27 protein-coding genes are annotated in these 25,874 nt (G+C 67.6%); 16 read left to right on the forward strand and 11 right to left on the reverse strand.

The genetic code is table 11. The features are described from left to right. The first annotated feature begins 45 nt into the window (after positions 1-45). Together IB269_RS08715 and IB269_RS08720 are read left to right on the forward strand one after the other, a co-directional pair. The gene (locus IB269_RS08715; RefSeq protein ID WP_012204115.1) at positions 46-1,098 is read left to right on the forward strand and encodes a CDP-6-deoxy-delta-3,4-glucoseen reductase; all 1,053 of its coding nucleotides are present in this window, start codon (positions 46-48) and stop codon (positions 1,096-1,098) included. Between the two features lie 91 nt (positions 1,099-1,189). Continuing rightward, positions 1,190-2,158 carry a Bug family tripartite tricarboxylate transporter substrate binding protein gene (locus IB269_RS08720; RefSeq protein ID WP_034391207.1) on the forward strand — a complete coding sequence of 323 codons (969 nt, stop codon included), beginning with the start codon at positions 1,190-1,192 and terminating at the stop codon, positions 2,156-2,158. Between the two features lie 84 nt (positions 2,159-2,242). Here the strand turns inward: IB269_RS08720 and folK are convergent, their stop codons facing one another. From folK to hda, 4 genes are all read right to left on the reverse strand, one after another. Beyond that, the gene (gene folK, locus IB269_RS08725) at positions 2,243-2,758 is read right to left on the reverse strand and encodes a 2-amino-4-hydroxy-6-hydroxymethyldihydropteridine diphosphokinase (protein WP_097205341.1); all 516 of its coding nucleotides are present in this window, start codon (positions 2,756-2,758) and stop codon (positions 2,243-2,245) included. After that, the gene (pcnB, locus tag IB269_RS08730) at positions 2,733-4,322 is read right to left on the reverse strand and encodes a polynucleotide adenylyltransferase PcnB (protein WP_012204111.1); all 1,590 of its coding nucleotides are present in this window, start codon (positions 4,320-4,322) and stop codon (positions 2,733-2,735) included. The genes folK and pcnB overlap by 26 nt, the downstream gene beginning before the upstream one ends. Beyond that, positions 4,319-5,020 carry an HAD family hydrolase gene (locus tag IB269_RS08735; protein WP_012204110.1) on the reverse strand — a complete coding sequence of 234 codons (702 nt, stop codon included), beginning with the start codon at positions 5,018-5,020 and terminating at the stop codon, positions 4,319-4,321. The genes pcnB and IB269_RS08735 overlap by 4 nt, the downstream gene beginning before the upstream one ends. An 88-nt stretch (positions 5,021-5,108) precedes the next feature. Beyond that, positions 5,109-5,807: a DnaA regulatory inactivator Hda gene (hda, locus tag IB269_RS08740; protein WP_026062235.1), complete on the reverse strand. Its 699-nt coding sequence runs from the start codon at positions 5,805-5,807 to the stop codon at positions 5,109-5,111. Positions 5,808-6,130: 323 nt separating this feature from the next. Between hda and purM the strand changes: the two genes are divergently transcribed. Together purM and IB269_RS08750 are read left to right on the forward strand one after the other, a co-directional pair. Further along, complete coding sequence (purM, locus tag IB269_RS08745; protein WP_063326899.1) at positions 6,131-7,183, forward strand: phosphoribosylformylglycinamidine cyclo-ligase; 1,053 nt, start codon at positions 6,131-6,133, stop codon at positions 7,181-7,183. Between the two features lie 17 nt (positions 7,184-7,200). Next, complete coding sequence (locus IB269_RS08750) at positions 7,201-8,259, forward strand: AI-2E family transporter (RefSeq protein ID WP_012204107.1); 1,059 nt, start codon at positions 7,201-7,203, stop codon at positions 8,257-8,259. A gap of 30 nt (positions 8,260-8,289) precedes the next feature. Here IB269_RS08750 and IB269_RS08755 read toward each other — a convergent pair whose 3' ends face one another. Next, on the reverse strand, positions 8,290-9,135 hold the full coding sequence (locus IB269_RS08755; protein ID WP_013803659.1) for a SirB1 family protein: 846 nt from the start codon (positions 9,133-9,135) through the stop codon (positions 8,290-8,292). Positions 9,136-9,193: 58 nt separating this feature from the next. Then, on the reverse strand, positions 9,194-10,759 hold the full coding sequence (gene murJ / locus IB269_RS08760; protein WP_034391199.1) for a murein biosynthesis integral membrane protein MurJ: 1,566 nt from the start codon (positions 10,757-10,759) through the stop codon (positions 9,194-9,196). A 180-nt stretch (positions 10,760-10,939) separates the two neighbouring features. Between murJ and rpsT the strand changes: the two genes are divergently transcribed. After that, positions 10,940-11,233: a 30S ribosomal protein S20 gene (gene rpsT / locus IB269_RS08765; protein WP_012204104.1), complete on the forward strand. Its 294-nt coding sequence runs from the start codon at positions 10,940-10,942 to the stop codon at positions 11,231-11,233. A gap of 229 nt (positions 11,234-11,462) precedes the next feature. Here rpsT and IB269_RS08770 read toward each other — a convergent pair whose 3' ends face one another. After that, on the reverse strand, positions 11,463-11,780 hold the full coding sequence (locus tag IB269_RS08770; RefSeq protein WP_012204103.1) for a DUF3579 domain-containing protein: 318 nt from the start codon (positions 11,778-11,780) through the stop codon (positions 11,463-11,465). Positions 11,781-12,130: 350 nt separating this feature from the next. Here IB269_RS08770 and IB269_RS08775 point away from each other — a divergent pair, with 350 nt between their 5' ends. Together IB269_RS08775 and argF are read left to right on the forward strand one after the other, a co-directional pair. After that, positions 12,131-13,327, forward strand: coding sequence for an aspartate aminotransferase family protein (locus IB269_RS08775; protein WP_192366964.1), 1,197 nt, complete (start codon positions 12,131-12,133; stop codon positions 13,325-13,327). A gap of 10 nt (positions 13,328-13,337) precedes the next feature. Next, positions 13,338-14,270 carry an ornithine carbamoyltransferase gene (gene argF, locus IB269_RS08780; protein WP_012204101.1) on the forward strand — a complete coding sequence of 311 codons (933 nt, stop codon included), beginning with the start codon at positions 13,338-13,340 and terminating at the stop codon, positions 14,268-14,270. Between the two features lie 87 nt (positions 14,271-14,357). Here the strand turns inward: argF and IB269_RS08785 are convergent, their stop codons facing one another. Genes IB269_RS08785 through IB269_RS08795 form a run of 3 tightly spaced genes read right to left on the reverse strand, consistent with a single transcriptional unit; the run spans position 14,358 to position 16,848 of the window. Then, positions 14,358-14,552 carry a hypothetical protein gene (locus tag IB269_RS08785; protein WP_065347795.1) on the reverse strand — a complete coding sequence of 65 codons (195 nt, stop codon included), beginning with the start codon at positions 14,550-14,552 and terminating at the stop codon, positions 14,358-14,360. 14 nt (positions 14,553-14,566) lie between these two features. Next, positions 14,567-16,510 carry a ferrous iron transporter B gene (gene feoB / locus IB269_RS08790; protein WP_180317771.1) on the reverse strand — a complete coding sequence of 648 codons (1,944 nt, stop codon included), beginning with the start codon at positions 16,508-16,510 and terminating at the stop codon, positions 14,567-14,569. Continuing rightward, positions 16,507-16,848, reverse strand: coding sequence for a FeoA family protein (locus tag IB269_RS08795; protein WP_043824050.1), 342 nt, complete (start codon positions 16,846-16,848; stop codon positions 16,507-16,509). Before IB269_RS08795 ends, feoB begins: the two co-directional genes overlap by 4 nt. A gap of 199 nt (positions 16,849-17,047) precedes the next feature. On the opposite strand from IB269_RS08795, the gene IB269_RS08800 reads away from it, so the two are divergent. Continuing rightward, entirely contained in the window at positions 17,048-17,368 is a 321-nt protein-coding gene (locus IB269_RS08800) for a YkgJ family cysteine cluster protein (RefSeq protein ID WP_013803664.1), read from the forward strand. A gap of 47 nt (positions 17,369-17,415) precedes the next feature. On the opposite strand, the gene IB269_RS08805 is transcribed toward IB269_RS08800, so the two are convergent. Then, positions 17,416-17,886, reverse strand: a complete 471-nt coding sequence (locus tag IB269_RS08805) for an Lrp/AsnC family transcriptional regulator (protein ID WP_012204096.1) — start codon at positions 17,884-17,886, stop codon at positions 17,416-17,418. A gap of 138 nt (positions 17,887-18,024) precedes the next feature. Between IB269_RS08805 and IB269_RS08810 the strand changes: the two genes are divergently transcribed. From IB269_RS08810 to kynB, 8 genes are all read left to right on the forward strand, one after another. After that, positions 18,025-19,458 carry an amino acid permease gene (locus IB269_RS08810; protein WP_192366965.1) on the forward strand — a complete coding sequence of 478 codons (1,434 nt, stop codon included), beginning with the start codon at positions 18,025-18,027 and terminating at the stop codon, positions 19,456-19,458. 75 nt (positions 19,459-19,533) lie between these two features. After that, a complete protein-coding gene (locus IB269_RS08815; protein ID WP_192367520.1) occupies positions 19,534-20,739 on the forward strand; it encodes an aromatic amino acid transaminase in 1,206 nt (401 codons plus the stop codon). Next, on the forward strand, positions 20,736-21,596 hold the full coding sequence (kynA, locus tag IB269_RS08820; protein WP_192366966.1) for a tryptophan 2,3-dioxygenase: 861 nt from the start codon (positions 20,736-20,738) through the stop codon (positions 21,594-21,596). Before IB269_RS08815 ends, kynA begins: the two co-directional genes overlap by 4 nt. A 161-nt stretch (positions 21,597-21,757) precedes the next feature. Next, a complete protein-coding gene (locus IB269_RS08825; RefSeq protein ID WP_013803668.1) occupies positions 21,758-22,135 on the forward strand; it encodes a RidA family protein in 378 nt (125 codons plus the stop codon). Between the two features lie 105 nt (positions 22,136-22,240). After that, the gene (locus tag IB269_RS08830; protein ID WP_192366967.1) at positions 22,241-22,861 is read left to right on the forward strand and encodes a LysE family translocator; all 621 of its coding nucleotides are present in this window, start codon (positions 22,241-22,243) and stop codon (positions 22,859-22,861) included. Between the two features lie 12 nt (positions 22,862-22,873). Further along, a complete protein-coding gene (locus IB269_RS08835) occupies positions 22,874-23,659 on the forward strand; it encodes a helix-turn-helix domain-containing protein (RefSeq protein ID WP_192366968.1) in 786 nt (261 codons plus the stop codon). Between the two features lie 141 nt (positions 23,660-23,800). After that, positions 23,801-25,198 (forward strand): amino acid permease, encoded by a 1,398-nt coding sequence (locus tag IB269_RS08840; protein WP_063326907.1) that lies wholly within the window; start codon positions 23,801-23,803, stop codon positions 25,196-25,198. Between the two features lie 4 nt (positions 25,199-25,202). Next, entirely contained in the window at positions 25,203-25,832 is a 630-nt protein-coding gene (kynB, locus tag IB269_RS08845) for an arylformamidase (protein WP_043824042.1), read from the forward strand. Positions 25,833-25,874: the final 42 nt, after the last annotated feature.

Here is a 25,874-nt window from a genome sequence, read left to right on the forward strand (position 1 = left end):
GGCGCGCTCCACGCGCCCGCCAGCGCCCCCGAGGATACCGAGAACATGACCGAGATAGCCAACGCTTCCCACGAAATCACCGTACAGCCCAGCGGCCGCGCCTTCGCCACGCAGGGCAGCGAGACCATCCTGGCCGCAGCCATCCGCTCCGGCGTGGGCCTGCCCTATGGCTGCAAGGACGGTGCCTGCGGTTCCTGCAAGTGCAAGAAGCTCAGTGGCGATGTCACCCATGGCCCGCATGCCGACAAGGCGCTGACCGCCCAGGAAGAGGCCGACGGCTATGTGCTCACCTGCTGCGCCAGGCCAGCCACCTCGGTGGTGCTGGAGTCCCGCCAGGTCACCGATGCCAGCGCCTTTCCCATCAAGAAAATGCCCGTGCGCGTGGCCACGCTGGAGAAGAAGTCGCACGACGTGATGCAGGTGCGCCTGCAACTGCCCGCCGCAGACAAGTTCCGCTACCACGCAGGCCAGTACGTGGAGTTCATCCTGCGCGACGGCGCCCGCCGCGCCTACTCCATGGCCACGGCCCCCCACGTGCAGGACACGGCGCCGGGGCTGGAGCTGCACATCCGCCACATGCCGGGCGGCAAGTTCACCGACCATGTGTTCGGCGCCATGAAGGAAAAGGAAATCCTGCGCGTGGAAGGCCCGTTCGGCAGCTTCTTCCTGCGCGAGGACAGCGACAAGCCCGTCATCCTGCTGGCCTCGGGCACGGGCTTCGCCCCCATCAAGGCGCTGCTGGAGCACATCCGCCACAAGGATATCCACCGCTCCGTCACCCTGTATTGGGGCGGCCGCCGCCCCGAAGACCTCTACATGGACGCCTGGGTGCGCGAACAGGCCGAAGCCATGCCGCAGCTGTGCTACGTGCCCGTGGTCTCGGATGCCCTGCCCGAAGACGCCTGGACCGGCCGCACGGGCTTCGTGCACCAGGCCGTGCTGGACGACTTTGCCGACCTCTCGGGCCACCAGGTCTATGCCTGCGGCGCGCCCATCGTGGTCGATTCCGCGCACCAGGCCTATGTGCACCAGCGTGGCCTGCCCGACGAAGAGTTCTACGCCGACGCATTCACCACGGAAGCCGACAAGGCAGCCTGAAGCCAGGGCAGATCAATCAATACGCAGAAAAACTGCTCTGCATACCTGCGCACAGCCAGGTGTCGCAATTTTTTTGCACAATAGCGCCCCTATGAACCGTAGAAACAGCCTTCTCTCGGTCATGGCGGCCGCTGCTGCCCTGGCCTCCCCGCTTGCCCTGGCGCAAGAGCCCATCCGCCTGATCGTACCCTATGCGCCCGGCGGTCCGCTGGACATCACCTCGCGCGCGCTGGCCGAGCGGGTGCGTGATTCCCTGGGAGTGGTGATCATCGACAACAAGGCTGGCGCCGGCGGCAACATCGGCGCCGACGCCATTGCCCGCGCCACGCCGGACGGCATGACCATCGGCCTGGCCGCCACGGCCACCCATGCCGTCAATCCCTGGCTGTACGCCAAGATGCCCTATGACGCGGGCAAGGACTTCGCCGGCATCACCCAGATGGTGCGCGTGCCCAATGTGCTGGTGATGAACGCGGCCCGTGCCGAGCAGCTCAAGATCCACAGCGTGGCCGACCTGATCGCCTACGCCAAGGCCAACCCCGGCAAGCTCAACTACGGCAGCGGCGGCAACGGCAGCGCGGGCCACCTGGCCGGCGAAATGCTCAAGCAAAAGGCCGGCATCTTCGCCCTTCACGTGCCCTACCGCGGCGCCAACCCGGCCCAGTTGGCCCTGCTGTCGGGCGAGGTGGACTTCAACATCGACAACCTGGCTGCCGCGGCGCCCAACATCCGCTCGGGCAAGCTCAAGGCGCTGGCCGTGACCACGCTGAACCCCACCACGCTGCTGCCCGGCGTGCCCGCACTGTCCAAGACCTTCCCCGGCTTTGCCATCGACACCTGGTGGGGCCTGGTGGCCCCGGCCGGCACGCCCAAGCCCGTGCTGGACAAGCTGAGTAAGGCCTTTGGCGATGCACTGGCCGCGCCCGAGACCAAGACCCGCTTCGAGACCCTGATGGCCGAGCCCGTGTCCTCCACACCCGCCGAATTCGACAGGTTCATGGCCGCCGAGCGTGCCAAGTACCAGCCCATCGTCAAGGCCTCCGGAGCGAAGGTGGACTGAGCCGATCCACCACGTCCCGCCTGGCAAAAAGCCGCAGCCGCCCTCAGGGCGCTGCGGCTTTTTCATTCAGGCCACTGTCGGGATTCAGGCTTGTCGGAGATGCCAGCCAGGCTTGTGCGCCAGGCGGATGCCCTGCCCCGCCACGGCCTGCAGTTGCGCGGGTGTGACGCGCTCAGGCGCGATCTCGGCCAGCGGCACCAGCACGAAGGCGCGCTCGTGCATGCGCGGGTGCGGCACGCTCAGGCGCGGCAGCGCGATGCGCTCGTCGTCCCACAGTTCGATGTCCAGGTCCAGCGTGCGCGGCGCGTTGCGGTAGGGACGCTCACGGCCGGCCGCCAGTTCGATGGCCTGCAGCGCATCGAGCAGCGCCAGCGGCTGCAGCGTGGTGTGCACGGCGGCCACGGCATTCAGGTAGTCCGGACCGCTGGAATCCACGGGTGCCGTGCTGTAGAGGGAGGACACGGCCACAAGGCGCGTGCCCGGCAGCCCGCCAATGGCCTGCAGCGCCTGGGCCAGCGCCTGGCCCCGGTCGCCCAGATTGGCGCCCAGGCCAATAGCGACCCAGTGCCCCGGCTCAGTCATCCCCGCCCACGGCGCCATCACCACCGCCCTGTGGCTTGCGGCGACGGCGGCGGCGCTTCTTGGGCGCTGACCCTTCCTCACCCTCCACCTGGGGCAAGGCGGCGGCAGGTGCGTCGGCCTGCTGCGCTTCGCCAGCGCCGGCGTCCTCGCGCGCAGGGCGGGCCTTGGCCACGCGGTGCACCTTGGGCTCGGCGCTGCGCTGGCGGGCGCGCTGCTCGTCGCGGGCCTGGGCGATCAGGTCGTCGCGGCGCGCGTCGTCGGCGTTCTGGAATTCCTGCCACCAGCTGGCCAGGCTTTCATCGACCTCGCCGATGTCGGCGCGCAGGCGCATGAAGTCGAAGCCCGCGCGAAAGCGCGGCTGGGCCACCAGGCTGAATGGCGTGGCGCCCGTGCGCTTGTCAAAGCGCGGCTGCATGACCCAGATCTCGCGCATGTCGGCGGCCAGCTTGCCGCGGCCCGACACATCGCCGATGCGCTGGTCGAACACTTCGTCGATGGATTCCTGCAGCGCGGGGAAGGGGTGCTGGCGCTGGTTCAGCCGGCGTTCCCAGCCGGTCTTGACGTCATGCCACAGCACGCAGGCCAGCAGGAAGCTGGGCGCCACGGGCTTGCCTTCCTCGACACGGCGGTCGGTATCGGTCAGCGCGGCGCGCACAAAGGGCTGCTCCGCGCGCTCGACCACCACATCCAGCAGCGAATAGATGCCGCGTGCCAGGCCCAGGCCGCGCAACTGCTCCACCGAGGCCAGCGCGTGGCCGGTCTGCAGCAACTTGAGCATTTCATCGAACAGGCGGCTTTGCGGCACATCGGCCAGCAGCGGCTCGCACTCCACCAGGGGCTTGGCGGTCTTGGGCTCGATCTTGAAGCCCTTGCCTGCCAGCTTGGCCGCGAAGCGCACGGCGCGGATGATGCGCACCGGGTCTTCGCGGTAGCGCGTGGCCGGGTCGCCGATCATGCGCAGCATGCGCTTCTTGGCGTCGTCGATGCCCTTGTGATAGTCCACCACGATCTGCGTGCGCGGGTCGTAGTACATGGCGTTGATGGTGAAGTCGCGGCGCGTGGCGTCCTGGTCCTGCGGGCCCCAGACGTTGTCGCGCAGCACGCGGCCGCTGGCGTCCACCGCATGGTGCATGCCGGCGAGCTGTGCCTTGCTGGTGCGCTCGTTGCCGCTCACGGCCTCGGCCGCGCTGTTGTCCAGGAAGGCGCGGAAGGTGGAGACTTCGATGACCTCGTTCTCGCGCCCGCGGCCATAGACCACGTGCACGATGCGAAAGCGCTTGCCGATGATGAAGGCGCGGCGGAACAGGCCCTTGACCTGCTCGGGCGTGGCATTGGTGGCCACGTCGAAGTCCTTGGGGCGCAGGCCCAGCAGCAGGTCGCGCACGGCGCCGCCGACGATGTAGGCCTCGTAGCCCGCGTCCTGCAGCGTCTCGACCACGTCGATGGCACGCCGGTCCACCAGGTTGGGGTCGATGCCGTGCACCTGCACGGGCACTTCCTGGCGCTTGCCGAAGGGGGACTTGCGGGCGCGGGGGGCAGCCGAGGTCTTGCCCAGCAGCTTGTCGATGATGTTCTTGATCATGGTGCTTCGCCAAACAGGTCCAGAATGCGCCAGCCACGTTCCTGGGCCAGGGCGCGCAGCCGTGCGTCGGGGTTGGTGGCCACGGGGTGGTCCACGCGTTCGAGCAGGGGCACGTCGTTCCAGGAGTCGCTGTAGAAGAAGCTCTCCACGCCGCCCCAGTCCAGGCCACGCGCATCCAGCCACTGCTGCATGCGCTGGACCTTGCCGTCGCGCATGCTGGGCGTTCCACGGATCTCGCCCGTGAACCAGCCCTGGGCGTCGCGCTCCAGTTCCACGGCAATCAGCTCCTGCACGCCCAGTGCGGCGGCAATGGGGCGCGTCACGAACTCGTTGGTGGCCGTGACGATGATGATCTGGTCGCCCGCCTGCTGGTGCGTGCGCAGCAGCTCCAGTGCCTGGGGACGGATCGCGGGGGTGATCACCTCGCGCATGAAGCGCTCATGCGCCTCGCCGGCCTGCTGCGCGCCACGGCCGCAGAAGGCCTCGGTGGCAAAGCGCACATAGTCGTGCACGTCGAGCGTGCCGGCCTGGTAGTGCGCGAAGAACTCGGCGTTGCGGCGGCCGAACTCGGCCGGATCGGTCCAACCGATGCGCGTCGTGAACTCGCCCCACTCGTAGTCCGAATCGAGCGGCAGCAGCGTATGGTCCAGGTCGAACAACGCCAGCCGGGGCCGGAGTTGCTTCTGATCAGAGGTCATGCATATCCTAAAAAAATGGGTCCCGCGCTGCCCTTGCAACGCAGGCTCCGCCGGCTCCCGCAGTCCCTGCCCACACGAGAATGTGGGCTCATTCGGTTTCCAGCATCGTCTTGAGCAACGGAATGGTGATGGCGCGCTTGTTGCGAAGCGCAAAGCCGTCGAGCATGTCGAGCAGCTGCATCAGGCTGCCCAGGTCGCGTGAGAAGCGCTTGAGCATGTAGTCCATCACATCGTCGCCCAGAAAAACGCCACGGGCATCGGCCTCCTGGCGCAGCACCGCGCGGCGCGCGGTTTCATCGAGCAGTTGCAGCTGGAACACATGGCCCCAGCCCAGCCGCGTGCGCAGATCCTCGCGCAGCTTGAGGTCGGCCGGCGGCAGGGGGCCGGCTCCCAGCACCCAGCGCGGCGAGCCCGTGGCCGGGCTCGTCGCATTCACGAACCAGTTGAAGGCCCGCGCCTGCTGCAGCGGAGTGTAGATGTCCACATCGTCCATCAGCACCGCCGCCCAGCGCTCGTCGAACGGCGGCGGGAACAGGGTGGATGCATCCATCCAGCCCACCATGGCGCCCTGCTCGCGCAGCGCCTCGCGCACGGCCTTGAGCAGGTGGGTCTTGCCCGAGCCCGACTCGCCCCAAAGATAGGTGGGCACCGGCGTGCGGGCGGTCTGCATGCGGCCGTCGCCCACCCAGTGGCGCAGATGATCGATCACTGCGGCATTGGGACCGACGAAAAAGCGCGACAGCGTCGGACTCGACGCCATGCTGATATCCAGAGCCAGCTGCTTCATCTGCGACATACGCGCAGCGCCCCCTTTCCTGTGTCCAGGCGGGTCCATGCGGCAAAAGCAGGCAGAGGAATCGGCAACGGCATTGGGTTGAGAGCAAAGACAGGCCCGCCTCGGCGCAGCGCTGCGGCAAGGCGGACAACGCCCGGGAGCTCCCGGGCGGACGAGGGATTTTAGTCTGCGCGGCGCCCGGCACGGCGGCAGCCGGCCCGCATGTGCAACGAAAGCCCCCTCGAAGCCCACTGGCGCGCGCGCCTGCCGGCGGCCGGCGCCGTAGAATCCCGGGGTTCCAGCCCGGCATCGGGCCTACCGCACCGTACCCATCCATGAGCTCTTCTGCCCCCTCCTCTACCCCGATTTCCTACAAAGACGCCGGCGTCGACATCGTCGCTGGCGATGCGCTGGTCGAGCGCATCAAGCCGCTGGCCAAGAAGACCATGCGCGAAGGCGTGATGGCCGGCATCGGAGGCTTCGGCGCGCTGTTCGAGGTGCCCAAGCGCTACAAGGAACCCGTGCTGGTCTCGGGCACCGATGGCGTGGGCACCAAGCTCAAGCTGGCCTTCGAGTGGAACATGCACGACACCGTGGGCATCGACCTGGTGGCCATGAGCGTCAACGACGTGCTGGTCCAGGGCGCCGAGCCCCTGTTCTTCCTCGACTATTTCGCCTGCGGCAAGCTGGACGTGGACACGGCCGCTGCCGTGGTCGGCGGCATTGCACGCGGCTGCGAGCTGTCGGGCTGCGCGCTGATCGGCGGCGAAACCGCCGAAATGCCCGGCATGTACCCGTCCGGCGAATACGACCTGGCGGGCTTTGCCGTCGGCGCCGTTGAAAAGTCCAAGATCCTCACGGGCCAGAGCGTGGCCGCAGGCGACGTGGTGCTGGGTCTGGCCTCGGCCGGCGTGCACTCCAATGGCTTCTCCCTGGTGCGCAAGTGCATCGAGCGCGCCGAAGCCCAGGGCAGCCTGCCTGAATCGCTGGACGGCAAGCCGTTCAAGCAGGCCATCATGGAACCCACGCGCCTGTACGTGAAGAACGTGCTGGCCGCACTGGAGCAGCACCCCATCAAGGCGCTGGCCCACATCACCGGCGGCGGCCTGCTGGAGAACATCCCCCGCGTGCTGCCCGAGGGCCTGGCAGCCCACCTGGATGCTGGCAGCTGGCCCCAGACCGAGCTGTTCGCCTGGCTGCAGAAGACGGCCGGCATCGACGCCGTGGAAATGAACCGCACCTTCAACAACGGCATCGGCATGGTCGTTGTCGTGCCTGCAGAGGCTGCCCAAGCCACGGCCGCCACGCTCAAGCAGCTGGGCGAGACGGTCTACACCATCGGACGCATCGCCGCACGCGGCGAGGGCGAGCCTGTCGAGGTCCGCTGACCACGGGCCCGCAGCGCATGACCCAGCACCTGCCCTCGCCCATCATCTCCCCGCAGCCCGCGCCCACGCGCGGCGTGACGCTTTCCAGCTATGTGCTGATGGCAGGCGCCCTGCTGCTGATCATGTGGCAGGGCCTGTTGCCGGGCATGCTCTGTGTCTGCGTGGGCTTTCTGGTCACGCGCGCCCTTGCCGGGCTGCTGGCACGGGCCCAGCCCAAGGCCCGGCGCGGCTCACTGCCGCGCTGGACCCAATTGGTGGCAGCCACCATCGTCATTCTTGCGCCGCTGGCCCTGCTGAGCGGCGCGCTCTCGCATACACGCACCTACATCACCGACGCGCCGCAGCAGTACCGCGAGCTGCTCGACTATCTGGCCCACACGGTGCTGGAGCTGCGTGACAAGCTGCCCGCCGACATGGCCGACCAGTTGCCGGACGGCGCGCAGGAAATCCAGCACCTGCTGGCCAGCTACCTGGCGGCCAAGGCCGGTGCCCTGGCCCATGCGGGCCGCGCCTGGCTTACCGGCCTGCTGTACGCCTATGTGGGCCTGATCATCGGCGCGCTGGCCGCCGTGCGTCCCATCACCACGCGCCGCCCGCCCCTGGTGGCTGCGCTGCGCGAACGCATCCGGCTCATGGGGCTGGCCTTCCGCCAGATCGTGGCGGCGCAGTTCTGGATTGCGGCCTTCAACACCTTCCTGACGGCCATCTTCCTGCTGGGCGTGCTGCCGCACTGGAACCTGACCCTGCCCTACACGCCAGCCCTGATCACGCTGACCTTCATCGCGGGCCTGGTGCCCATCGTGGGCAACCTGCTGTGCAATGCGGTGATCACCATCGTGGGGCTGTCGGTCTCCCCGGTGGCCGCCGCGGCCTGCCTGGGCTTTCTGATCCTGATCCACAAGGCCGAGTACGTGATCAACGCCAAGGTGGTGGGCCAGCGCACGCACATGGGCGTGTGGGAGCTGCTGGCCGTGATGTTCGTGGCCGAGTCGGTGTTCGGCCCCGCAGGCCTGGTGGCGGCGCCACTGTTCTACGCCTATCTCAAGAAAGAGCTGGAAGCCGTCCGGCTGGTCTGAGCAGCGCTCCGACACTGGGGGTTGCCGCCGCTACAGCCCCCTGAGCCGCCGGATCACCTCGCGCACGGCCACGGCCTGCGCGCCCTGCTGGGAATGCAGGAAGCGCTCCAGGTCTTCGAGCGCACGCTCGGTCACTCCCCACTGCGCATAGGCCAGCCCCCGGTCCCGGAAGATCTCCGGCATGTCGGGCCGCAGCACGGCCAGCCGGTTGAGCACGGCCACCAGCAGCGGCCAGTCGCGCCGTGCATGGTGGATCTCCTGCAGATTGCGCAGCATGCGCTCCAGGATGTCGCGCGGCGATGCGCCCTGCAGGTACATGCCCAGCGGAGCCGCCTCCTCGGCGGACAGGCCGGCGTTCTGCCAGAAGGGCTCCAGCCGCTCGGCCAGGCTGTTGGCCGAGAAGGATTCACCGCTCAGCGGGTCCATCACCACCTGCCCCTGGGGCAGGCGCAGCTTGACCAGGAAATGCCCGGGAAAGCTCACGCCCTGTGCCGGCAGATCGATGGCCGCAGCCAGCTCCAGCCAGATCAGCGCCACACTGATGGGAATGCCGCGCCGCGTCTGCAGCACATGGTGGATGTAGCTGTTGGACGGGTCGTAGTAATCGTTGAGATTGCCGCCAAAGCCCAGCTCGCCATAGAAGAACTGGTTGAGCACGCGCAGGCGCTGCAGCGAATCGGTTTCGCCGGCCAGGCGCTGGAGCAGGCGCACCTGCAGCCGGTCCAGCTCGGCGCTGGCCGCCTGCAGGTCGAGATCGGGCACGGCATCCTGGGCGATGCTGATTGCCGCCTCCATCAACGGCAGGTGGTCATCGCTTTGCACCAGCGCTGCAAAGTATTGCAGGGCCGTTGGCGTGTCTTCGTAACTCCAGCTCATGATGCTTTGTATATTGCAGCGCCCAAGCCTGCAATTATGCGGGTTTGGGCGATGCCTCTCAGCGCCGCAGAAGTGCGCGCAGCTTGAGCCCCGCCGCCCACAGCGCACCGAAGTACAGCAGCACCGAGGCGGCCATCAGCGCGGCGAGCAGGCCCACACGCTGCCAGCCGTTGGCGCGCAGCGCGATCCAGTCGAAATGCTGGCTGCCCCAGGTCAGCAGCACGGCCAGCAGGCTGCTGGCCGCGACCACCTGCAAGCCCAGCCGGCCCCAGCCCGGCTTGGGACGGTAGACGCCCCGGCGCAGCAGACCCCACAGCAGCCAGCCCGCATTGACCAGGGCCGCCAGGCCGATGGACAGCGCCAGGCCGGTATGCGCCATGAAGGGCACCAGGACCAGGTTGAGCAGCTGGGTGATGACCAGCACCACGATGGCGATCTTGACGGGCGTGCGGATGTCCTGGCTGGCGTAGTAGCCTGGCGCCAGCACCTTGATGGCCACCAGGCCCACCAGGCCTGCGCCGTAGCCGACCAACGCCAGGGCGATCTGGCCCACGTCGCTGTCCTGCAGCGCACCGCGGTGGAACAGCGTGGCCACCAGCGGCTCGGCAAAAGTGAGCAGGCCCACAGCGCACGGCACGGACAGCAGCACCACCAGGCGCAGCCCCCAGTCCAGCATGGCCGAGTAGCGCTCCGAGTCATCGGCCGCCTTGGCAGCGGCCAGCTGGGGGGTGAGCACCACGCCCAGCGCCACGCCCAGCAGCGCCGTCGGAAACTCCATGAGCCGGTCGGCATAGAACAACCAGGTCACGCTGCCCGGTTGCAGATAGGAGGCGATCTGCGTGTTGATCATCAGCGAGACCTGGGCCACGCCCACGCCCAGCAAGGCCGGCGCCATCAGCTTGAGGATGCGGCGCACGCCGGCCTCGGCCCAGGCTTCGCGCAGCGCAGCTGGCGAAAAGCCGATGCGCGGCAGCAGGCCCAGGCGCGCCAGCGCAGGCAGTTGCACCGCCAGCTGCAGCACGCCGCCCAGCATCACGCCACCGGCCATGGCATAGATGGGCTCGATGCCACGCGCCTGCAGCCAGGGCGCGCCCCAGAAGGCGGCGGCGATCATGGCCAGGTTCAGCAGCACCGGCGTGGCGGCCGAGACGGCAAAGCGCCGCCAGGTATTGAGCACGCCGGCCGACAGCGCCACCAGCGACATGAAGCCGATGTAGGGGAACATCCAGCGTGTCATCAGCACGGCGGCGTCATAGCCCTCGGGCGACTGGCGCAGGCCGCTGGCCAGCAGCCAGACCAGCAGCGGAGCGCCCACCACGCCCAGCACGCAGGTCACCAGCAGCACCCAGAACAGCAGCGTGGCCACGTGCGAGATCAGCGTGCGCGTGGCCTCGTCCCCCTCCTTGGCCTTGCTGGCGGCCAGCACCGGCACGAAGGCCTGGCTGAAGGCCCCCTCGGCGAACAGCCGCCGAAAGAGATTGGGAATCCTGAAGGCGACATTGAACGCATCGGTCAGCGCATTGGCTCCGAACATGGAGGCCATGAGCAGATCGCGCACCAGCCCGGTGATACGGGAGGCCAGCGTCAGCAGGGAAACGGTGGAGGCGGCTTTGAACAGTGACACCGTGGGGAGTGTATGCGCTGGCATGCCCCGCCGGCCGGCGCTCCAGGCGGGCCTGGCCGCTCTTGCACTCCGTTGCAACAGGCCGGCCCGTGCGGCCTGGGCCCTCAAGGCCCTGTCCGGGCTGCGTGCTATAATCCCGCGCTTCGCCGACAACATCCTCAGACACTAGGAATACATATCATGGCATCCAAGCCCGCAAAGAAGAACCCCCGTCTCGCCTCCGGCCGCAAGCGCGTCCGCCAGGACACCAAGCTCAACGCAGCCAACACCTCGCTGCGTTCCAAGTACCGCACCGCCGTCAAGAAGGTCGAAAAGGCCGTTCTGACTGGCGACAAGGCCAAGGCAACCGAACTGTTTGCCGCAGCCCAATCCGTTCTGGACACGATCGCCGACAAGGGCATCTTCCACAAGAACAAGGCCGCTCGCGACAAGAGCCGCCTGTCCGCCAAGGTCAAGGCCCTGGCCGCCGCCTAATCCAATTAGGCAACCGCACGGATGGCTCCGGCCATCTGCCGTTTGTAACGGGTGCGCTGTCAGCGAACGAGAAAACCGCCTTCGGGCGGTTTTTTTGTGCCTGAACGATGCTCCTGCATCCGCAGGACCCACCAAAAAAGCCCCACCCTCCGGAGCACGGGCGAAAAAAAACGCACCCCAGGCGCGCTTCACATCGGACGGGAACGACCCGCAAAAAAAGAAGCCGGCCTCAGCGGGCCGGCTCGTCCGGTATCAGGCAGGCCTCGGCAACCTGCAGGTTGTTGTCCTTGGCGAAATTCAGGCAGAAATCCCAGGCCATGGGCTCGTAATCGCGCAGGTCGCGGTGCACGACCACGCACTTGACGCCATTGAGCGTTGTGGGAACACACCAGGGCGAGTAGCTCAGGTGGCTGCCGCGCTGGGCACCACCGGGGCGAAACTGGCTCATGACGCCTGCCAGCCGCTCAGCCCAGTCGCTGGGCCGGAAAGTCTTGCCTTCGTGGGTGATGCCCTGGATGAACAGTTCTTTGCTGGAGGGAGAGACCATCAGGATGCACGCCAAAATACGACTTGCGCAACAAGGAACAAAACAGCCGACCTGCCAAGGGGCACGGCGCCCTGCCACGTCCTGCTTGCGCAAGTCCTTCAAAAAAGTCAGAGCCCACAGGCAGGATCGCTGCCAGCAGGCCAAGCCGGCATTTTATCTCTTATATAAGAGCTGAGGCCTTGTTGCAGCGCACTACCCAAGTGTGGCGTAGGCTCATTGCATGGCTGTGATGCGCAAACCGCAACGGTAGGCCATCGCGCGGCCCCTAGAATCGGGCTTCGCTGTTTTTCAGGCATCTGCGGCGGCAACGCCCGGATGCCGTTTACTTTCCAGCTCAGGAGATTTTTGCAATGACCGCTTTCATTGAGGCTGCCTCGCCCCACGTGATGAACACCTATGGCCGCGTACCGATCGCTCTGGAGCGAGGCCAGGGCTGCCGCGTGTGGGACGTCAACGGCAAGCAGTACCTCGATGCGCTGGGCGGCATTGCAGTGAACACGCTGGGCCACAACCACCCCAAGCTGGTGCCTGCGCTGCAGGACCAGGTGGCCAAGCTCATCCACACCTCCAACTACTACCACGTGCCCGGCCAGGAAACGCTGGCCCAGCTGCTGACCGAGCGCTCGAAGATGACCAATGTCTTCTTCTGCAGCACGGGCCTGGAGGCCAACGAGGCCGCCATCAAGATCGCGCGCAAGTACGGCGTGGACAAGGGCATCGCCAAGCCGGTGATCGTGGTCTACGAGCATGCCTTCCACGGCCGCTCCATCGCCACCATGACGGCCACGGGCAACCCCAAGGTGCGCGACGGCTTCGGCCCCTTGCTCGACGGTTTCCTGCGCGTGCCGGTGAACGACTTCGAGGCGCTGCAGCAGGCCACGGCCGGCAACCCCGACGTGGTGGCCGTGATGATGGAGCCCATCCAGGGCGAAGGCGGCCTGCACCCCATGCGCATCGAGTACATGCAGCAGGTGCGCGCACTGTGCGATGCCAACGGCTGGCTGATGATGTTCGACGAAGTCCAGGCCGGCATGGGCCGCACGGGCAAGTGGTTCGCCCACCAGTGGGCCGGCATCGTCCCCGACGTGATGACCCTGGCCAAGGGCCTGGGCTCGGGCGTGCCCATCGGCGCCGTCGTGGCCCATGGCAAGGCGGCCACCGTGCTGCAGCCGGGCAACCATGGCTCCACCTTCGGCGGCAATCCGCTGGCCATGCGTGCGGGCATCGAAACCATCCGCATCATGGAAGAGGACGGCCTGCTGGCCCACACCACCAAGGTGGGCGACCACCTGAAGGCCACGCTGCAAAAGGAACTGGCCGACGTCAAGGGCGTGGTCGATGTGCGCGGCCAGGGCCTGATCATCGGCATCGAGCTGAACAAGCCCTGCGGCGCCCTGCTGGGCCGTGGCGCCGAAGCCGGCCTGCTGTTCAGCGTGACCGCCGACACCGTGGTGCGCCTGGTGCCGCCGCTGATCATGACCGAGGCCGAAGCCGACGAAGTGGTCGCCAAGCTCAAGCCCCTGATCGTGCAATTCCTGTCCGAATGAGTACCTGCCTATGACTGCCATCAAGCACTATCTGCAGTTTTCCGACTTCACGGCCGACGAGTACGCCTATGTGCTCGAACGCGCGGCCCTGATCAAGAAGAAGTTCAAGGGCTACGAAAAGCACCACACGCTCAGCGACCGCACGCTGGCCATGATCTTCGAGAAGGCCAGCACGCGCACCCGCGTGAGCTTCGAGGCGGGCATGTACCAGCTCGGCGGCTCGGTGGTCCACCTGACCACGGGCGACAGCCAGCTGGGCCGCGCCGAGCCCATCGAGGACAGCGCACGCGTCATCAGCCGCATGACCGACCTGGTGATGATCCGCACCTATGGCCAGGACAAGATCGTGCGCTTTGCCGAATACTCGCGCGTTCCCGTCATCAACGGCCTGACCAACGAGTTCCACCCCTGCCAGATCCTGGCCGACATCTTCACCTTCATCGAGCACCGCGGCTCGATCCAGGGCAAGACCGTCGCCTGGGTCGGCGACGGCAACAACATGGCCAACACCTGGCTGCAGGCGGCCGACCTGCTGGGCTTCACCGTCCACGTCAGCACACCGGGCGGCTACGAGGTGGACGAGAAGCTGGCCTTTGGCGGCAAGACCCCGCGCGAGGGCTGCTACAAGGTCTTCAAGGACCCGCTGGACGCCTGCAAGGGCGCCGACCTGGTGACCACCGACGTGTGGACCAGCATGGGCTACGAGGCCGAGAACGAAGCCCGCAAGAAGGCCTTTGCCGACTGGTGCGTGGACGCCGAAATGATGGCCGCCGCACGTGGCGATGCCCTGTTCATGCACTGCCTGCCCGCCCACCGCGGCGAGGAAGTGGAGGCCGAGGTCATCGACGGGCCGCAGTCCGTGGTCTGGGATGAGGCGGAGAACCGGATGCATGTGCAGAAAGCTCTGATGGAATACCTGCTGCTGGGCCGCCAGCCGAACTGACAACGCAGTCCGCTCAAAAAAGAATGCCTGCAGGCTTTGCGCCTGCAGGCATTCTTTTTTTTCCTGGCGGAAGTTCGGGCCGTGGCCTTACGGCACCCGCTTGTCCGGTGCGCAACTGTCCCCGCCGCAGGCACTGCAGCCGCCACAGCCGCCCGCATCCTTGGGCGCCAGTGCCGGATGCATCTGCCCGGCCTTCTGGCGCCAGCGCGCAGGCAGATAGCGCCAGACCAGGGACATGCCGGCCAGGGCCACGATCAGACCCACGATGATGTTTTGCCACATGGTCCGTGCTCCTTTCAGCCCGCGCCCAATGCGATGGCCACGCGGTAGGTGATGAAGCTGGCAAGGTAGGCCAGCGCGAACAGATAGCCGGTCATCAGCAGCGGATAGCGCCAGCCGTTGGTCTCGCGCCGCACGGCGGCCAGCGTGGAGATGCACTGGGGCGCGAACACGAACCAGGCCAGCAGCGACAGCGCCGTGGCCATAGACCAGGTGTGGGCGATCAGCGGGCCCAGTTGCTCGGCCATGGCCTCGTCGCTGGCGGCGGACAGGGCATAGACCGTGCCCATGGCGCTGACGGCCACTTCGCGCGCGGCCATGCCGGGCACCAGGGCGATGGCGATCTGCCAGTTGAAGCCGATCGGCGCCAGCACCACCTCCAGCCAGCCGCCGATGCGGCCCGCAAAGCTGTAGCGGATGGCCGCTTCGGTGACGCCATCGGGCGGCGCCGGGTAGCTGGCCAGGAACCACAGCACGATGCTCACGGTCAGGATGATGCCGCCGACGCGGCGCAGGAAGATCATGGCGCGCTCGTACAGGCCCAGGGCCAGGCTGCGCGGGCTGGGCCAGCGGTAGGAGGGCAGCTCCATCAGCAGCGGCGTGGGTCCGGCGCTGCGGCCGGCCAACTTGGCCACGCCGGCCACGGCCATGGCGCTGACGATGCCGGCCACGTACAGCGCGAACAGCACCAGGCCCTGCAGGTTGAAGATGCCGCCCACGGTGCGCTCGGGAATGAAGGCGCTGATCAGCAGCGCATAGACCGGCAGGCGCGCCGAGCAGGTCATCAGCGGCGCGATCATGATGGTCACCAGGCGGTCGCGCCAGCTGGTGATGGAGCGCGTGGCCATGATGCCGGGCACGGCGCAGGCGAAGCTGGACAGCAGCGGAATGAAGGAGCGGCCCGACAGGCCGACCTTGCCCATGATGCGGTCCAGCATGAAGGCGGCACGCGGCAGGTAGCCCGAGTCCTCCAGCGCAAGGATGAACAGGAACAGGATCAGGATCTGCGGCAGGAAGACCAGCACGGCGCCCGTGCCCGCGATCACGCCATCGGCCAGCAGGCTGCGCAGCGCGCCTTCGGGCATGTGCTCGTTGACCAGGGCCGAGACGGCCGAGACGCCGCCCTCGATGCCGTCCATCAGCGGCTGCGCCCAGCTGAACACGGCCTGGAACATCAGGAACAGCGTGGCCGCCAGCAGCAGCATGCCCCACAGCGGGTGCAGCACCACGGCGTCGATGCGGTCATCGCGCCGGGTGTCCACCACGGGCTCCTTGACGCAGTCGGCCATGATGCGGGCCACCTGCTGGTGCAGGGCCAGCACCTGCTCGCGCGCATCGCCCGGGCGGGCCGGGGCCTGCAGCTGCGGCGCTGCCAGGGCGCGGGCTTCGGGGCCGTCCAGCCATTGCAGCAGTTCGCGCGCGCCGTCCTGGCGCACGCCCACCGTGGACAGCACGGGCATGCCCAGGGCGCGTGACAGCGCCTCGCGGTCGATATCGATGCCCTGGCGCCTGGCCATGTCGCTCATGTTGAGCACCAGCAGCATGGGAAGGCCCAGGCGCTGGGCTTCCAGCACCAGGCGCAGGTTCAGGCGCAGGTGGGTGGCGTCGGTGACGCAGACCAGCAGTTCGGGAGGCGCCTCGCGCGCGTGGCGGCCCGAGACGATGTCGCGCGTGATGCGTTCGTCCTCGCTGTGGGCATGCAGGCTGTAGGTGCCCGGCAGGTCCAGCACGCGCACACGCCGGCCGCTGGCCGTGCTCAGCCAGCCTTCCTTGCGCTCCACGGTCACGCCCGCGTAGTTGGCCACCTTCTGGCGTGCGCCGGTCAGCAGGTTGAACAAGGCTGTCTTGCCGCAGTTGGGGTTGCCCAGCAAGGCCAGGCGCAATGCGGAATCACCACCGCCGCCGCCACCCTGGGCAGGCTGCAGCGGCTGGATGAGTTTGGGAGAGGACGACGCGCTCATGCCACCGCCTCCGGCGCCACGCGCACCAGGGCCGCCTCATGGCGGCGCAGCGCGAACGTGGCCTGGCCCACGCGCACGGCCAGCGGGTCGTCGCCCGGAAAGCCTGCGGCCAGGATGCGAACGGGCTCGCCCGGCAGGAAACCGATTTCCATGAGGCGAAGCAGCAGTTCCTGCTCGGCCGTGTCGCGCGCCGCATGGAGTTCGACCACGCGCGCCGGAACCTGGCGCGGCAGCGCATCCAGGGTGATGGCCGCAGCGGTGGCCGGGCTTGGAGAGCTGGGAGGCGCGGACAGCGCGGACGGAGCCGTGGCGTCCGTCCCGGGATTCATCGAATGCATGGCGTGTTGTATCAACTGATTTTTATTCTCATTTTGATTTTGATCGAATCCCCGTGGGAAGCCCGCGCATGGTATCGGAGTAAGAGGCAGGGTCTTGCCAAAGGGCCGTCATGGTTTTTGGCCGGTTCCAGGCGCCCCGCACGCGTGCGCGCGACAATCGCGCTCCCACGATCCGCACCTGCACCTGCTTGCCCACGCCATGACCCATCCTTGCCTGAGCTGCGGCGCCTGCTGCGCATCGTTTCGCGTGGACTTTTCCGTGCATGAGTCGCAGGAGCATGGCGGCCGCGTGCCGGCCGGGCTGATCGAGGAAGTCACCGACCACACCTGCCGCATGCGCGGCACGGACTGGTCGCGCCCGCGCTGCGCAGCGCTGGTGGGCAAGGTGGGCGAGAAGGCCCATTGCGGCATCTACGAGTGGCGGCCCTCGCCTTGCCGCGAATTTGCGGCCGGCAGCGATGCCTGCAACCGCGTGCGCGTGCGCCATGGCATGCAGGCGCTGGACAGCGGCCTGCTGTAGCAACCAGCCAGGCGCTGCCGGCCGCCAACAGCCGCCACCACCAGCCGTTATTCCACGGGCAGCCCCGCCAACTGCCCCTTGAACTCCTGCAGCGAGAAATGCGTGTGCACCTGGCGCACGCCGGGCAGCCGGTGCAGGCGGGTGAGCAGCAGGTCCGAATAGGCATCGAGATCGCGCGCCACGACGACCAGCAGGAAGTCCTCCGGCCCCGAGATGCCGTGGAACATCACGACCTCGGGAATGGCGCAGACCGCTTCCTGGAAGTGGCGCGATGACTCCTCGTTCTGATGGTCTATGCCCACCATCACGAAGGCCAGCACGCCAAAGCCGATGGCGCGCCGGCTCAGCGCGGCGTGGTAGCCGGTGATCACGCCCTCATCCTCCAGCCGCTTGATGCGCCGCCACGACGGCGATTGCGACAAGTGCACGCGTTGCGCCAATTCGCCCGAGGTCAGCCGCGCGTTGTCCTGCAAGGCGCGGATCAGCAGCCGGTCCGTTCTGTCGATCTCGATTGACATAAACCACCTATGAATTCATGTTTCACAGAATAACTTATCCAAGATCAAGAGCATTTAGGGATAACTACTAAACGCCCTGCGAAGGCCGTAACTAGCATCCGCCTCCGAAGCCCCCCACAGCAACGGAGACAACAACCCATGCCAGCCTTCGAAGACATCGTCCAGCGCGAAGCCGGACTCCAACAGCAGCTGTCCGCCGGACAGATGACCATGATCGCCATCGGCGGTGCCGTCGGCACCGGCCTGTTCCTGGGCAGCGGCTTTGCCATCGGCTTCGCCGGGCCCAGCGTGCTGATCAGCTATGCCATCGGCGCGCTGATCTCGCTGCTGCTCATGGGCTGCCTGGCCGAGATGACGGTGGCCCACCCGACCTCGGGCTCGTTCGGCGCCTATGCCGAGCACTACATCGCCCCCTGGGCCGGCTTCGTGGTGCGCTATGCCTACTGGGCCTGCGTGGTGCTGGCCGTGGGCACCGAGGTGACGGCCGTGGGCCTGTACATGGGCTACTGGTTCCCCGAGGTGCCGCGCTGGGCCTGGGTGGTGATCTTCTCGGGCGCGCTGATCGGCGTGAACATGATGAGCGTCAAGGCCTTCGGCGCCGTGGAGTACAGCTTCTCCATGATCAAGATCATCGCCATCGTGGCCTTCATCGTGGTGGGCGCCTGGGTGGTGTTCGGCACCCGGCCGGCCGGCGTGGGCTTTGCCAACTACGTCAACAACGGCGGCTTCTTCCCCAACGGCCTGTGGGGCACCTGGGTGGGCGTGATCATCGCCATCTTCAGCTACCTGAGCATCGAGATGATCGCCGTGGCCGCTGGCGAGGCCAAGGACCCGCAGCGCGCCGTCACCAGCGCCTTCCGCTCCACCATGGTGCGCCTGGTGGTGTTCTATCTGGCCACGATCGCGCTGATGCTGGCCATCGTGCCGTGGTCGGCCGCCGGCAAGGACGGCAGCCCCTTCGTGAAGGTGATGGAGATCATCGGCCTGCCCGGCGCGGCCAGCGTGGTCAATTTCGTGGTGCTGGTGGCTGCCCTCTCGGCCATGAACAGCCAGCTGTACATCACCACCCGCATGATGTTCAGCCTCTCGCGCGCCGGCCATGCGCCCGCCGTGCTGGGCCGCGTGAACTCGCGCGGCGTGCCGCTGCCGGCGCTGCTGCTGTCCTGCCTGGGCATTGCCGTGGCCACGCTGTTCAACATCGTCAACCCCGAGCAGTCCTTCATGCTGATGATGGCCGTGGCCATGTTCGGCGCCATGTTCACGTGGTTCATGATTTTCGTGACCCACCTGTTCTTCCGCATCCACTGGGTGCGCCAGGGCAACAAGCCGCTGGCCTTCCGCATGTGGGGCTTTCCGGTGCTGACGCTGCTGGGCGCGGCTCTGATGCTGGCCGCCCTGGTGTCCACGCTGTTCACCGACGTGTTCCGCCTGACCGTGCTCACCGGCCTGCCCTTCCTGCTGCTGCTGGCCGCCATCTACGCCATCTGGTACCGCAAGCCGGCCGGCCAGCCCGCCCCTCAGACCCAAACCTCAGCCCAAGCCCAAGCGCAAGCCCAGGTTCCCGCCCGGTGACATCCGGCCTCCCGTTTTTCTCCCTACCTTAGAAACATGACGACTCTTGCCCCCCTCGATACCGCCCGCGCCTCGATGTTCAGCCACGTCCCGCCCTACCCCGGAGATCCCATCCTGTCGCTGATGGAAGCCTTTCAGCAGGACCCGCGCACCGACAAGGTCAGCCTGAGCATCGGCCTGTATTTCGACGAGGCCGGCCGCCTGCCCGTGCTGGACTCCGTGCGCCAGGCTGGCGATGCCCTGGCCCGCGAGCAAAGCCCCAGCGGCTACCTGCCCATTGAAGGCATAGCCCCCTACCGCCAGCTGGTGCAGAACCTGGTGTTCGGCGCTGAGCACGAGGCCGTGCGCGCGCAGCGCATCGCCACCGTGCAGACCCTGGGCGGCTCGGGCGCGCTCAAGCTGGGCGCGGACTTCATCAAGCACTATTTCCCCGACGCCGAGGTCTGGCTCAGCGAGCCCACCTGGGACAACCACCTGGCCATCTTCCAGGGCGCAGGCCTGCGCACCCACAGCTACCCCTACTACGACGCGGCCACGGGCAGCCTGCGCTTCGACGCCATGCTGCAGACACTGCGCGAACTGCCCTCGGGCAGCGTGGTGCTGCTGCATGCCAGCTGCCACAACCCCACGGGCGTGGACCTGTCGCGCGAGCAGTGGCAGCAACTGATCCCCGTGATCGTGGAGCGCGGCCTGATCCCCTTCGTGGACATGGCCTACCAGGGCTTTGGCGATGGGCTCGATGAAGACGCCTGGTCCGTGCGCGCGCTGGCCGATGCGGGCGCCCAGGCCTTTGTGGCCAATTCGTTTTCCAAGAACTTCTCGCTGTATGGCGAACGCGTGGGCGGCCTCAGCGTGGTCTGCAGCGACGCGGCCACGGCCGGCAATGTGCTGGGCCAGCTCAAGGCCACGGTGCGCAGCAACTATTCCTCGCCCCCCACGCGTGGCGCGCGCCTGGTGCAGCAGGTGCTGGCGTCGCCCGAACTGAGCGCCCAATGGGCACAGGAGCTGGCGCAGATGCGCGGGCGCATCAAGGACATGCGCGCCCAGCTGCACGGCGCGCTGCATGAACGCTTTGGCGAGCGGCGCGACTTCGGCTTCCTGCTGACCCAGCGCGGCATGTTCAGCTACACCGGCATCAGCGAGCCCCAGGTCCACCGCCTGCGCGACGAGCACGGCGTGTACCTGATCCGCTCGGGCCGCATGTGCATGTCGGGCCTGTCCGGCGCCAACGTGCAGTACGTGGCCGATGCCATTGCCACGGTGCTGGAGTCGCCGCAATGAGCGGCTGCCCCGTCCATGGCAGCCTGACCGAGCGCATCGTCGCCGAGGAAAGGGCGCAGCTGGATTTCAGCCAGTCCATGAGCTATGGCGACTATCTGCAGCTGGACGCCATCCTCGGCGCCCAGCAACTGCTGTCGCCCACGCATGACGAGCTGCTGTTCATCATCCAGCACCAGACCAGCGAGCTGTGGATGAAGCTGATGCTGCACGAGCTGGGCGCGGCCACGGCCGCCGTGGCGGCCGACCGCCATGCCGATGCCTTCAAGATGCTGGCCCGCGTGAGCCGCATCATGGAGCAGCTGGTGGGCGCCTGGTCCGTGCTGGCCACCATGACGCCTACCGAGTACACGGCCATGCGGCCGTATCTCGCCAGCTCCAGCGGCTTCCAGAGCTACCAGTACCGCTGCATCGAGTTCGCGCTGGGCAACAAGAATGCCGCCATGCTCCAGCCCCATGCCCACCGCCCGGACCTGCTGGCCCGGGTGGATGCCGCATGGCGCGCACCTTCCCTGTACGACGAGGCCCTGCGCCTGCTGGCACGCCAGGGGCTGGCCATTCCTGCCGGGCACCTGGCGCGCGACTGGACCCAGCCCTACACGGCCAGCCCCGAGGTCGAGGCCGCCTGGGCCCAGGTCTACCGCGACCCGCAGTCGCACTGGGACCTGTACCAGCTCGGCGAAAAGCTGGCCGACATCGAGGACGCCTTCCGCCTGTGGCGCTTTCGCCATGTGACCACGGTGGAGCGCGTCATCGGCTTCAAGCGCGGCACGGGTGGCACCGGCGGCGTCAGCTATCTGCGCAAGATGCTGGACGTGGTGCTGTTCCCCGAACTCTGGTCCGTGAGAACGAAACTGTGACCCCTGAGCGGCTTTGCCGCTTCCCCCGCTCTCGCTGCGCGGGCGCGGGACGACACCATCGCTGCGGGACGGCCCTTGCTCGGCGTCCGCCGATGGGCCGCGCCAAGTTTCCGACGCAAGAACACCATGCCTTCGCATGTAGTCAAAACACAAGGAAATCCATGAAGCAAATCATCGACGTGGGACTGCCGCCGCTCAAGCAGCCCTTCTCCTGGGCCGTCAAGGCCAGCGGCCAGATGCTGTTCACGGCCCACGGCCCCGTGCGGCCCGACGGCAGCATCGACACCGGCCCCATCGAACAGCAGGCGCGCCTGACCTTCACCAACCTGCGCAATGCGCTGCAGGCCGCAGGCGGCACGCTGGCGCATGTGACCCAGGTGCTGATCTACATGACCGACGTGGCCGACATGCCGGCCATCGACGCCGTGTACCGCGAGTTCTTCGAGGCGCCCTATCCCAACCGCTCCAGCATGGGGATTTCGGCGCTGGTGGTGCCGGGGATGAAGCTGGAGATCGTGGCCTACGCCATGCTCCCCTAGAGGATGTGACGGACATGCCAGCGCCCCGCAATTGCGTTCAATACAGGGCCGGCGTGCAGGACGAGACTGCGGGCCTTGTGCAGTCCTGCGTCCGCGCGAAATCTCATGTCCTCCTCGCTGCTCGCCATGGGCGTCTTCACCCTCGTCGGCGCCATCACGCCCGGCCCCGTCAATGTGCTGGCCCTGCGCCATGGTGCGGCCCGGTCGCGCCTGGTCTCGGCCGCCTATGTGCTGGGCGCCAGCGCCAGCTATGCGGCCGTGGTCTGGGTCATGGGCCAAGGAGCACAGTGGCTGCTGCAGACGCTGCCGCAGCTGTCCACGGCCGCACAGTGGCTGTGCGCCGCCTATCTGCTGTGGCTGGCCTGGCGGCTGGCCAATGCGCCTGTGGGCCAGGCCGGGAGGCAGCAAAACGGCGGATCGCAGCGCACGCTGCAGGCCCTGCTGCAAGCGCTGTTGCAGGGCACGGCCGTGCAGACGCTCAACCCCAAGGCCTGGCTGGTGGCGCTGGCCGGCGTGGGCCTGTTCGTGCTGCCCCACGCGAATGCGCCGTGGGCGCTGCTGCAGTTTTGCGCTATCTCGCTGCTGGCCTGCCTGGTGGGGGTCGGCAGCTGGGCGCTGCTGGGGCAGCTGCTTTCGGGCTGGCTGCGCACCGAACGCCGCCAGCGCCTGTTCCACCGCCTGCTGGCCCTGCTGCTGGTCGCCAGCGTGGCGGCCATGCTGGCATGATGGCTGGCCGCCATGACTTCAACCTCTCCCCACCGCTTCCACCGCCATCCGGCCGCTCCCTGGGCCGAGTTGCGCGACAGCGCGCGCTCGCCACACTGCTTTCGGCTGCACATGCATGCCGAGTATTCGATAGGCATCGTGGACGCGGGCCGTACCGTGTTCCACCATGCCCACGGACCGCAGCCTGTGGAAGCGGGCGGCGTGGTGCTGATCGAGCCCGGCGCCTGGCATGCCTGCAATCCCGACCCTGGAGCTCCGTGGTCCTACCGCATGCTGTTTGTCGATGCCGACTGGCTGCACGCGCGGCTGGGCGTGGCCGCGCTGCGCTTTCCCCGGCGCACGCTCACGGATGCGGACATCGCCAGCCTGGTGGATGGCCTGTGCCGCCCCGTCGATGGCACGGCGGCCGCCGACCGCCTGGCCCTGGGCCTGGAGCACCTGCTGGACCGCTGTGCCCAACCCGCAGCCTTGCCCCTGCCCGGCGATGCGGCCGCCCTGGCGCCTGCACTGCAACGCCTGCATGCAGGACCCGATGCAGGCCTGACCGTGCAGGCCCTGGCCCAGGAGTGCGGCATGAGCGCCACGCGCTTCATCCGCCGCTTCAAGGCGGCCACGGGCATGACGCCCGGCAGCTACCGCCTGAACCTGCGCATCAACGGCGCGCGCCGCCTGCTGGCCACGGGCGCAGCGCTGTCCGATGCAGCCTATGCCATGGGCTTTGCCGACCAGGCGCACCTGCAGCGCGCCTTCAAGGCCCACCATGCGCTGACACCGGGCTGCTACGCACGCGGCGCCTGAGCCGGTACCTGAGCCGGCCACACCTGAGCCGACCGCATCTGGGCCGGACCCTCCCATGGTTTTGCAGCGGCCAGCCCGGGGCCGGCGGTGAAAGCGCAGATACTTACGCCTTCCGCTTTCAGCCCCCACCTGCCGCGCACCATGGCCGCCTTCCAAGACATTCAGCAACGAGAAACCGGCCTGCGCCAGCAGCTGTCCGCCGCCCAGATGGTGATGATCGCCATTGGCGGCGCCATCGGCACCGGCCTGTTCATGGGCAGCGCCTTCGCCATCGGCTTCGCCGGGCCCAGCGTGCTGGTCAGCTATGCCATCGGCGCGCTGATCTCGCTGCTGCTCATGGGCTGCCTGGCCGAGATGACGGTGGCCCACCCGACCTCGGGCTCGTTCGGCGCCTATGCCGAGCACTACATCAGCCCGCTGGCCGGCTTCATGGTCCGCTATGCCTACTGGGCCGCCGTGGTGCTGGCCGTGGGCATGGAGGTGACGGCCATCGGCATCTACATGGGCTACTGGTTCCCGGACGTGCCGCGCTGGATCTGGGTGCTGGTGTTCTCGGGCGCGCTGGTGGCCGTCAACGCCAGCAGCGTCAAGGCCTTCGGCCAGGTGGAGTACGGCTTTTCCATGGTCAAGATCATCGCCATCGTGGCCTTCATCCTGATCGGCGCCTGGGTGGTGTTCGGCTCGCAGCCCCAGGGCATCGGCTTTTTCAACTACACGGCCGATGGCGGCTTCTTCCCCAAGGGCCTGTGGGGCACCTGGGTGGCCGTGATCATCGCCATCTTCAGCTACCTGAGCCTGGAGGCCGTGGCCGTGGCGGCCGGCGAGGCCGAGGACCCCAAGCGCGCCATCACCCGGGCCTTTCGCACCACCATGGCGCGCCTGGTGATCTTCTACCTGGCCACGATCGCGCTGATGCTGGCCATCGTGCCCTGGCAGCAGGCCGGCACGGACAAGAGCCCCTTCGTGAAGGTGATGGAGATCATCGGCATCCCGGGCGCTGCCAGCATCATCAACTTCGTGGTGCTGGTGGCCGCGCTGTCGGCCATGAACAGCCAGCTGTATGTGACCTCGCGCATGATGTTCAGCCTGTCGCGCGGCGGCTATGCGCCCTCGGTGTTCGGGCGGCTGAACAGCCGCGGCGTGCCCGTGGCGGCGATTGCCATCTCCTGCCTGGGCATTGCCGTGGCCGTGGCCGTGAACCTGTGGAAGCCCGAGGGCTCGCTGCTGTGGATGATGTCCGTGTCCATGTTCGGCGCCATGTTCACCTGGTTCATGATCTTCGTGACCCATCTGTTCTTCCGCGCGCGCTGGTCGCGCGAGCATCCGGGCCAGCGCCTGCAGTTCCGCATGTGGGGCTTTCCGCTGTTCACGCTGGCCGGCGCCGCGCTGATGCTGGGCGTGATCGTCACCACCTATTTCACCGAGGTCTTCCACATGACGCTGCTCACGGGCCTGCCCTTCCTGGGCCTGCTGGCCCTGGTGTACGCGCTGTGGTACCGGCCCCGCGCACAGGCCGCCCGAACCGCCCCGAAGGAGTGAAACCATGACCCGCAGACTCTGGGACATCTCCCCGGCCGTGCAGGCCGCCAGCCCCGTCTTTCCCGGCGACACGGCCTACAGCCAGCAGTGGTGCGCCACCATCGGGCCGGGCTGCCCGGTCAATGTCAGCGCCATCACGCTTTCGCCCCACGTGGGAGCGCATGCCGATGCACCGCTGCACTATGACGCCGACGGGGCATCCATCGGCAACGTGGATCTCGACGCCTTCCTCGGCCCCTGCCGCGTGATCCACGCCATCGGCAAGGGACCGCTGGTCGAATGGGAGCACATCGCCCACGCCGTGGAGCATCTTCCGGCACGCGTGCTGGTGCGCACCTACGAGCGCGCGCCCACCACCTGGGACCAGGAGCTGGCCGCCTATGCACCGGCCACGGTGGAGCGGCTGGCCGACCTGGGGGTGAAGCTCATCGGCATTGACACGGCCAGCATCGACCCGGCCAGCAGCAAGAGCCTGGACAGCCACCAGGTGATCCGCCGGCGCGGCCTGCGCGTGCTGGAGAACCTGGTGCTGGACGAGGTGGCCGAGGGCGACTACGAGCTCATCGCCCTGCCGCTCAAGCTGGTCGAGGCCGATGCCTCGCCCGTGCGCGCCGTGCTGCGCGCCCTTGCCTGATCCCTGCCCGCATTGCGGCGCCGGCCCTGCCCGCGCTTTTCG

Origin of the sequence: Delftia sp. DLF01 (assembly GCF_014852125.1) — a bacterium.
In the GTDB taxonomy this organism is placed as follows: domain Bacteria; phylum Pseudomonadota; class Gammaproteobacteria; order Burkholderiales; family Burkholderiaceae_C; genus Comamonas; species Comamonas acidovorans.

Bases quoted from the DNA above. Each gene is read 5' to 3' on its own strand.
- IB269_RS08715 (WP_012204115.1), top strand. From the start codon at position 46: ATGACCGAGATAGCCAACGCTTCCCACGAAATCACCGTACAGCCCAGC.
- IB269_RS08720 (WP_034391207.1), top strand. From the start codon at position 1,190: ATGAACCGTAGAAACAGCCTTCTCTCGGTCATGGCGGCCGCTGCTGCC.
- folK (WP_097205341.1), bottom strand. From the start codon at position 2,758: ATGGCGCCGTGGGCGGGGATGACTGAGCCGGGGCACTGGGTCGCTATT.
- pcnB (WP_012204111.1), bottom strand. From the start codon at position 4,322: ATGATCAAGAACATCATCGACAAGCTGCTGGGCAAGACCTCGGCTGCC.
- IB269_RS08735 (WP_012204110.1), bottom strand. From the start codon at position 5,020: ATGACCTCTGATCAGAAGCAACTCCGGCCCCGGCTGGCGTTGTTCGAC.
- hda (WP_026062235.1), bottom strand. From the start codon at position 5,807: ATGAAGCAGCTGGCTCTGGATATCAGCATGGCGTCGAGTCCGACGCTG.
- purM (WP_063326899.1), top strand. From the start codon at position 6,131: ATGAGCTCTTCTGCCCCCTCCTCTACCCCGATTTCCTACAAAGACGCC.
- IB269_RS08750 (WP_012204107.1), top strand. From the start codon at position 7,201: ATGACCCAGCACCTGCCCTCGCCCATCATCTCCCCGCAGCCCGCGCCC.
- IB269_RS08755 (WP_013803659.1), bottom strand. From the start codon at position 9,135: ATGAGCTGGAGTTACGAAGACACGCCAACGGCCCTGCAATACTTTGCA.
- rpsT (WP_012204104.1), top strand. From the start codon at position 10,940: ATGGCATCCAAGCCCGCAAAGAAGAACCCCCGTCTCGCCTCCGGCCGC.
- IB269_RS08770 (WP_012204103.1), bottom strand. From the start codon at position 11,780: ATGGTCTCTCCCTCCAGCAAAGAACTGTTCATCCAGGGCATCACCCAC.
- IB269_RS08775 (WP_192366964.1), top strand. From the start codon at position 12,131: ATGACCGCTTTCATTGAGGCTGCCTCGCCCCACGTGATGAACACCTAT.
- argF (WP_012204101.1), top strand. From the start codon at position 13,338: ATGACTGCCATCAAGCACTATCTGCAGTTTTCCGACTTCACGGCCGAC.
- IB269_RS08785 (WP_065347795.1), bottom strand. From the start codon at position 14,552: ATGTGGCAAAACATCATCGTGGGTCTGATCGTGGCCCTGGCCGGCATG.
- feoB (WP_180317771.1), bottom strand. From the start codon at position 16,510: ATGAGCGCGTCGTCCTCTCCCAAACTCATCCAGCCGCTGCAGCCTGCC.
- IB269_RS08795 (WP_043824050.1), bottom strand. From the start codon at position 16,848: ATGCATTCGATGAATCCCGGGACGGACGCCACGGCTCCGTCCGCGCTG.
- IB269_RS08800 (WP_013803664.1), top strand. From the start codon at position 17,048: ATGACCCATCCTTGCCTGAGCTGCGGCGCCTGCTGCGCATCGTTTCGC.
- IB269_RS08805 (WP_012204096.1), bottom strand. From the start codon at position 17,886: ATGTCAATCGAGATCGACAGAACGGACCGGCTGCTGATCCGCGCCTTG.
- IB269_RS08810 (WP_192366965.1), top strand. From the start codon at position 18,025: ATGCCAGCCTTCGAAGACATCGTCCAGCGCGAAGCCGGACTCCAACAG.
- IB269_RS08815 (WP_192367520.1), top strand. From the start codon at position 19,534: ATGTTCAGCCACGTCCCGCCCTACCCCGGAGATCCCATCCTGTCGCTG.
- kynA (WP_192366966.1), top strand. From the start codon at position 20,736: ATGAGCGGCTGCCCCGTCCATGGCAGCCTGACCGAGCGCATCGTCGCC.
- IB269_RS08825 (WP_013803668.1), top strand. From the start codon at position 21,758: ATGAAGCAAATCATCGACGTGGGACTGCCGCCGCTCAAGCAGCCCTTC.
- IB269_RS08830 (WP_192366967.1), top strand. From the start codon at position 22,241: ATGTCCTCCTCGCTGCTCGCCATGGGCGTCTTCACCCTCGTCGGCGCC.
- IB269_RS08835 (WP_192366968.1), top strand. From the start codon at position 22,874: ATGACTTCAACCTCTCCCCACCGCTTCCACCGCCATCCGGCCGCTCCC.
- IB269_RS08840 (WP_063326907.1), top strand. From the start codon at position 23,801: ATGGCCGCCTTCCAAGACATTCAGCAACGAGAAACCGGCCTGCGCCAG.
- kynB (WP_043824042.1), top strand. From the start codon at position 25,203: ATGACCCGCAGACTCTGGGACATCTCCCCGGCCGTGCAGGCCGCCAGC.